The 6,171-nt window shown below is 63.3% G+C and carries 4 protein-coding genes and 1 pseudogene; 3 read left to right on the top strand and 2 right to left on the bottom strand.

The features are described from left to right. Positions 1-515 precede the first annotated feature (515 nt). The gene (locus G3N93_RS09975; RefSeq protein ID WP_206132922.1) at positions 516-1,046 is read right to left on the bottom strand and encodes a cytochrome b; all 531 of its coding nucleotides are present in this window, start codon (positions 1,044-1,046) and stop codon (positions 516-518) included. Further along, positions 1,046-2,140 (bottom strand): annotated as a pseudogene (locus tag G3N93_RS09970) (catalase family peroxidase). The gene G3N93_RS09975 and the pseudogene G3N93_RS09970 overlap by 1 nt, the downstream one beginning before the upstream one ends. A 156-nt stretch (positions 2,141-2,296) precedes the next feature. Between G3N93_RS09970 and G3N93_RS09965 the strand changes: the two are divergent. From G3N93_RS09965 to G3N93_RS09955, 3 genes are all read left to right on the top strand, one after another. Further along, a complete protein-coding gene (locus G3N93_RS09965) occupies positions 2,297-2,818 on the top strand; it encodes a sigma-70 family RNA polymerase sigma factor (protein ID WP_174989568.1) in 522 nt (173 codons plus the stop codon). After that, positions 2,815-3,573 (top strand): anti-sigma factor, encoded by a 759-nt coding sequence (locus G3N93_RS09960; protein ID WP_174940321.1) that lies wholly within the window; start codon positions 2,815-2,817, stop codon positions 3,571-3,573. The genes G3N93_RS09965 and G3N93_RS09960 overlap by 4 nt, the downstream gene beginning before the upstream one ends. 749 nt (positions 3,574-4,322) lie before the next feature. After that, positions 4,323-5,564 (top strand): hypothetical protein, encoded by a 1,242-nt coding sequence (locus G3N93_RS09955; RefSeq protein WP_206132921.1) that lies wholly within the window; start codon positions 4,323-4,325, stop codon positions 5,562-5,564. Positions 5,565-6,171 lie beyond the last annotated feature (607 nt).

Genomic DNA, 6,171 nt, shown 5'->3' with positions numbered 1-6,171 from the left:
ATGAATTGCTTCATAAACCTGACTTACTTTAGTGTGAGACTCTTGATACTTTCGCTATCTGATCCGAGGATCAGCTCGCTTCCATCAAGCGCCCACACTTATCGGCTGTTAATTTTTAAAGAGCATTTCTGCGAGGAACTTTGTGTTTCTCAGCAGCGCTGCGTTTTCAGCAGCAGAGAAGCGAGATTATCAACCGTTTTTTAAAACTCGTCAACAACTTTTTTAACTACTTCGTTGCGACGACTGCGGTTTAATTCCATTTGCGCTGGAGTCGTTAAAACCGACATCAACAGCACCGCTTCCCTTCTTTCCCCCGCGCTGCGTTTCCGTTAGCGCGAAAGAGGCGTGATTCTAAGCACCCGTGTCAGTCTTCGCAACCCCTTTTGTGAAATTATTTTGACATGGGGTGCCGGGGGTCGCTGAACCTCTCCAATGGTCATATATATGCGACGCGGCAAAAGCAGCCCCGGTTGCCCGTGAACAGCCCCGCCGCATCGAACGCCACCCTCCGTCGCTCACCGCCCCACCATCGCCCTCACTACACCGTCCCGTCGAATCAGCCCGTGATACAGCGCAGCGGCAAAGTGCGCGAGGAACGTCGCGAAGAACAGATACGCCAGCACCCGGTGCGCAACCCGGAGCCAGGCAAACGTCACCGGATCCGCCGCCACGATCGCCGGCAGCTGCACACCATCGCCCAGCGTCACTGGATATCCGCCCGCCGACAGCATCGCCCATCCGATCAGCGGCATTGCGAGCATCAGCGCATACAGCACGAGATGCGACCCGTGCGCGGCGACCTTCTGCCACCACGGCAAATCCTCCGGCAATGCCGGCGGCTTCGACAGAACCCGCACCACGATCCGAACGCACACGAGCACCAGCACGGCAATGCCCAGCGGCTTGTGAATCGCTACCAGAACCGCATGCCGCTCAGAAACAGACGCCACCATCCCCACCCCGATGAACAGCATCGCGAGGATCATCGCGGCCATTACCCAGTGCAGCACCCGTGCCGGCAAGCTAAACGTCGTCGAAGCCTTCATCACCGTCCCTCCCCACTCAATCGCGCCACGCCTGCCACCCCGGCCTCTTCACTCGTCCTGCGCAGATACGAATCCGCATAGGCAGCCGACCGCGCCGCCAGCAACGGATCGCCCGACGCCTGGATTCCCTGCGGCAGCACCGTCGGGTCGTAATTCACATCCCTGCACGGCCCGCTGTCCTGCGCCTCCACGCGGTCGAGCACGAGCGTGCCCGCATCGATCGTCGTGCGCTGCGCGGGCCAGACCTTCGTCGCGTCGTCCACCGGATCGCCGGGTTCCGCCAGCGTGACCAGCAGCTTCCACTTCTGCGGACCGGCCGCGATCCGCTGCGTTACGTCCTGCTGCAACACGTTCGGATCCGCGGCCGTTGCGACGTCCCCGGCGCCGGCCGTCTGCTCCGGCACGACGCGCCACCGCACCGCCTGGCGCTTGCCGGCGGCATCGACGAAGTAGAACGCGTTCAACCCGTAATAGCTCTCGGTGACGTAACTCGCGCTCGGCTTCGCACCTTTGATCCACTGCAGGAACGCTGCCGTCTCCGGATGCGCGCCGAAAAACGCCTTCACCTTGGCGGGATCGGGCTTGCCCGTCTTCGGATCGGGCCGGGTCGCCATCAATTGCGCGTAGAACGCCTGCGGCGTCGCAACCGGAAACACCGGCATCGCGTTCATCCCGGTTCGCCATTGCTCGCCGTCCGGTGCGGTGAGCCTCAGCGCGAGGCTGCGGATCGGCACGCTGCTGTCGGGCGCATACGGATTCCCGCCCGGCAACGCGAACCGCCCGACCACCGGCGTGCGCACCGTCTTGAAGAACGGCGCGACCGACTACGCGCTCGCGGCGCCGTTGCCTTCGACGTAGCCGGTCACGCACACACCTTGCGCGTGATTGCGCCGGAAGCCCGGGTGAAGGCCGCCGCCGGCCGTCTGCAACGCGTCGACGATCCGGTGCGGGGTCAGACGCGACGGCGCCAGCCAGCCGCCGACATACCCGAACGCCACGGCCACGCCGGCCACCGCGCCGCCGATCGCGGCCCAGCGCCACCACCCGCGCCCAGGCTCGCGCTGCGGCGAAGAAGAGGAAGAAGATCGCTCCATATATAGGCTCCCGACCGTCAGGTCATTGTCGAACCCGCGTAGGACGCCACCCGCGCCGCTTTATTCCACGAAAAGTTTTTTCCTATGCTGGTGGAATAAGCGGCGCCGACCGGCGTCCTACTTGGCATCTTGACCCTTTCGGCAATCGGCCCGGCCATGCCCTCCACCGCCCTCGACGACGACGCACTGCGCGAACTGATCCCCAGGCTGCGACGTTTCGCACTCTGGCTGGCGCGCGACGTCCACGCGGCCGACGATCTCGTCCAGTCGACGCTCGAGCGCGCGCTGTCGCGCTGGGCGAGCCGCCGTGACGACGCGTCGCTGCGCAGCTGGCTCTTCACGATCCTGTATCGGCAGTTTCTCGACGGCAAACGCAGCGCGAAGCGCTACGCGTGGCTGCTCGGGCGCATCCGCGACGACGACGAAGCGCACTGGCCATCCGCCGAACGCGAATTCGCAGCGCGTGCGACGCTCGAAGCATTCGGCCGGCTCTCCGACGAGCAACGCAGCCTGCTTCTGCTCGTCGCGGTCGAGGGCTTCACCTATCAGGAAGTCGCCGACCTGCTCGACGTGCCGATCGGCACCGTGATGTCGCGGCTCTCCCGCGCGCGCCAGGCGCTGCGCCAGCTCAGCGACGGCGAGCTTCCCGCTCCTTCTCTGCGATTGATGAAGAAATGAACACGCCTCCGAACGAACACGACCTTCAGGCCTATGTCGACGGCCAGCTCGACGACGATGCGCGCGCCGCGGTCGAGCGCTATCTCGCGCTGCATCCGGAGCGCGCGGAACAGGTGAAGCAATGGCAGCAGGATGCGCAACGGTTGCGGGCCGCGCTCGAGAGCGTGCGGATGCCGGCGGATAACCCCGCGCTGGATCCGGCGGCGATTCGCGGACGGCGCATGGAGCGCACGCGGATGCGGTTCGCGATGGCGGCTTCGTTCGTGTTCTGCGTCGGGCTGGGGACGCTCGGTGGCTGGCAGGCGCGCGGGTGGAACGCGCCGCCGCCCATCGCACCGATGAGCGATGCGGTCGAGGCCTACCGGATGATGGTGGTCGATCAGACGGCGAAGGTGGATTACCGGCCGACGGGTGCGGGAGATTTGCAGGGGTGGCTCACCCGGCGTGTGGGCGCGTCGGCGAAGCTGCCGGATTTGAGTGCGGCGGGATTCACGCCGGTCGGTGGGCGGTTGTTCACGACGGACAGCGGCGCCACGGCTGCGATGGTGCTCTACGAGGACGCAGCCGGAAGGACGCTGAGCTTCTATATGCGGCCGGCGGAATCGAAACATCGGCTGCTGCCGGCCGGGCAACGCGTGGATGGTGCGCTGCTGGCACGGTACGGGTCGGTGAACGGGCTCAACTATGCGGTGGTCGGGCCGGCCGGGAGCCTCGCGGAGAAAGCGGTCGTGCAGGCGCTCGATCAGCAGACTTGAGTGGTACGGCGCGCCCGTCTGGCGGTCGTCGGTGGCCGCCAGCGCCCGGATCGCGCGGCTTTGCCGGGTTGAAAGCCCACCCGCTCACCGTGCGAACACACAGCGTTTCGATTCGCCAGAAAATCGCTTATCCACATGCGCTCTATCGTGCACCACGCTTGACCTGAACACGACACGTCCACCGTTGAAGGCACAGCGTCAAGAGTCGCTCCGGGGGCGGATATCCACATCGTGTGTCACACGAAACCGCACTTTCGATACGTCGCCATCACACTCACCAGCCGGATGCACAGCATTCCGGTTCGTTTATCGGGCTGGATATCCACAATGCTCGATACCGCGCTGCAACCCAACCCGCTCCGGTCAATTCGACGCCGCTCACACGCCACCCACGTTGTCTTCTCACGCCTTCCCGCTCGCTGTACCCGGGCGTCGCGCGTCACTCACCGCTTCATTGCACAGCGTTTCGATTGGCTTCCGGCCGGGTTTTCCACATTGAACGAGGGTGCAATCTCGCGCTCCCCCCTCGCCCCCGCTCCTGCCGACGACGCCACCTGCTGTTTCCGAGCGGCGCGCAAGCATACTCGATGCCGTCACACAGTGTTTGCGATTCGTTCGGAAACGCTTGTCCACACCCATTCGGCCATGCTGTTTCACACACTGTCGTGCTACAAGTGACGCACGAACCCGCGGCAAACCAAAGCGCACGCGATTCGATATAAACCGACACGACTTCGGGAATAACAACCATGACCATGTTTTCCGGCTTCAACTACGGGGGCACCTTTCCGACTCAGCGCTCGATGGCGCTGGTGCCATTTCTCACGCTGACGACATCGGGCCCGAAGATCGTACCGATCGAGTTCACCCCACTCGAATCGGCAGCGACATCGGCAGCAAACGTCTTCTGGAAAGCGATCACGGTCGGCTACGGCGCGCCGGCCGACTACGCGATCCACTGGCTGCTCAACGGCGCGGCGCTGAACCCGCCGCAGATGAACGACCTGAAGCGCCTCGCGCACGCCCGTGCAACAGCCATCAGCCGCGCATATGCATGCACCGTGCTGCCGTCCGGTGCGGCCGCGCTCGTTCCGCGCGACATCTACTCGCTCATCGAGTCAACAGAGCGGACCGGCACGAGCTATCTGATGGGATGCACGGTCGCGGCGCTGTGTGCACCGGAAGCAATCAAGTGGCAGCTTGGTGGTAGCCCGACAGGCATCGATTACCTGTTCCATGCATCACTGCTCAAGGCAGCCACGAAGGCCGGGATGCCGGTCGTCGTCAATTCCAAAGGCCAGGGATCAATCGATTTTCTCGGTTTCGATACGCAATTCCACCTGCACGTGATCGAGGCAAAAGGAAGCGGCGGCGCCATCAGCTACCAGCAGATTGGGGGCGGCCTCGATCAATGCGATGACGTCGTCGACATCACGCTTGCACCTGGCATCAACGTCGCACCGCGCACGAAGAGCGTATCCGCTGCTTACGTCGACGCCAATGCGGTCAACTGCATGGGCTTGCCTGTCGGACATTGTGTCCGGGCCGTGGTGATCGGACTGCCGCTCGCAGCAGCGTCCACGCAGCCGGCGCCGGCCGCACCCGTTGCCCGGGAAAAGGTGCTTCGCGAGTCGGTTGCAAGGCTGCTCGCGTTGCAGGCGATCGGCGCATGGGCCTTCGTGACTGCAACGACGAGCGCGAGCAAATCGTCCGGTGACTGGGCACGATTCCGATTCGTCCCAGATACGGATATCGCCGAACCCGTCCACCTGGCGATGCGCAAGACCATCGTCGAGATGGTAGAAGCATCCTATCAGCGGATGCGCGGGCAAATCGCGAACGCTCGACACAGGAGGCACGCGCAAGACATGCTCAAGGTGACGCTGACGGATCTCGGCATCGATCTTATGCGTGCGATGTCCGACACACCGGTGGCACCCGACGGACTGTCGTTCTCCGGCGCCGATCCGTGGGTCGCGGTGCAGTTGTAACGCATTCGCACTACCGTCGGGAAAGCGGTTGGCTCCGTGCGCGATGTGTCGCTCGTCGCGAGCATCGCGCGACATGCGGTACCAACAGAGACCCGAAACGTAACGTCACTCACCATCGAGACGCACAGCATCTCGAGTCGTTTTGGTGCGGGATATCCACACGCTCACCTGTGACTTGCACAGCGTTTCGAGTCGTCGCGGGGGCGGATATCCACAACGGAAATCCCGTTGTATCAACCGCTTCGAACGGCAGTGGCCTCCCGTTCCGGCTCGCGGAGAACAAACTACCAAGGCACGAAGGTGCCGTAGCCGTTCTCACCCATCAGCCCATCACGACCGACATCGATGCGAACGCGGTTCGTGTGAACTGCGTTGCTGTGTGAGTTAACGCAGATCGTAGCGTCATTCCAACTGACGCCCGTGTCCCGAGTGCCGGCGATTCTACAGATACTGCGACCAACGCGTCGCCCGCACACCTCACAGCCTTCCGTTTCGTTCATCCGATCCCTGCACGCAGTGCATATCCTGCCCGGATCACAGTCGACGGACTGTGCTTATCCAAAGGTGTTAACAGAGTTCGTATACATACGTAGTGATAGTTAACAAA

The organism is Burkholderia sp. Se-20378, assembly GCF_017104665.1.
GTDB lineage: Bacteria > Pseudomonadota > Gammaproteobacteria > Burkholderiales > Burkholderiaceae > Burkholderia > Burkholderia lata.
The sequence above is the reverse complement of the archived record's forward strand: the minus strand, read 5'-3'. Positions and strand labels throughout refer to the sequence as shown.

Excerpts from the sequence above, each read along its gene's own strand:
- G3N93_RS09960 (WP_174940321.1), top strand. The coding sequence starts at position 2,815 with ATGAACACGCCTCCGAACGAACACGACCTTCAGGCCTATGTCGACGGC.
- G3N93_RS09965 (WP_174989568.1), top strand. The coding sequence starts at position 2,297 with ATGCCCTCCACCGCCCTCGACGACGACGCACTGCGCGAACTGATCCCC.
- G3N93_RS09955 (WP_206132921.1), top strand. The coding sequence starts at position 4,323 with ATGACCATGTTTTCCGGCTTCAACTACGGGGGCACCTTTCCGACTCAG.
- G3N93_RS09975 (WP_206132922.1), bottom strand. The coding sequence starts at position 1,046 with ATGAAGGCTTCGACGACGTTTAGCTTGCCGGCACGGGTGCTGCACTGG.